This window comes from Corynebacterium sp. MSK039, assembly GCF_030232315.1.
Lineage (GTDB): Bacteria > Actinomycetota > Actinomycetes > Mycobacteriales > Mycobacteriaceae > Corynebacterium.
The window spans coordinates 1-693 of sequence record NZ_JASPJL010000042.1 but is presented as its reverse complement, the minus strand read 5'-3'; the positions used below and the strand labels follow the sequence as shown (position 1 = coordinate 693).

The following is a 693-nucleotide window of genomic DNA, read 5'->3' as shown; positions in this document are numbered from 1 at the left end:
GTCCCAGGTTTTGTTCCGTTTGAGTAGATGGGAAAATCTGGAACATGCCGAAGAAATTTGACCAGGATGCCAAGGATCGGGTGGTCCGCCTTGTTGAGGACCGCATCCTGGCGGAGGGGATCTCCATGCAGGAAGCGTGCAAGATCGTGGCCCCGAAACTGGGTGTCTCATGGCATACTGCCCGGCAGTGGGCTCAGGCGGCCCGTCGCGAAGGCAGGGCAATTGATCCTTTACCTGAAGATCTCGTTGCAGAGGTGGCCAAGCTGCGTCGTGAGAATCAGGAGCTTCGCGACACTAACGAGTTATTGAAGGCCGCGTCAGCTTTTTTCGTGTCGGAACTCGACCCTAAACGTCGGAAATGATCCAGTTCATCGATGAACACCGGGATCGTTTCACAGTCGAGTTCATCTGTCAGACGTTGAAGAGCAATCGGCAAGGTGGCTTCATTTCCTCACGCGGATACCGTCAGTCAAAAGCCCGGGGATTAAGTGCCCGCAGCCTTCGTGACGCCGCACTGACAAGGCATATTGCCGAGGTCCATGAAGAAAACTACGCAGTCTATGGTATCCGCAAGATGTGGCATGCTCTACGCCGTGAAGGAATCGACATCGGCCGTGAGCAAACCGCTCGCCTGATGCGCCTTGCTGGAGTCAGTGGAAAAGGTAAAGGCCGGTTGCCTGTGACAACTCGCAG

1 protein-coding gene and 1 pseudogene are annotated in these 693 nt (G+C 55.3%); both read left to right on the top strand.

Translation table 11 applies throughout. The annotated features are described in order from the left end of the window. The first annotated feature begins 19 nt into the window (after positions 1-19). Positions 20-362: pseudogene (locus tag QP997_RS09740) on the top strand (transposase). After that, the coding region (locus tag QP997_RS09735) for an IS3 family transposase (protein ID WP_284847003.1) at positions 359-693 on the top strand (335 nt) is incomplete at its 3' end. The pseudogene QP997_RS09740 and the gene QP997_RS09735, both read left to right, overlap by 4 nt.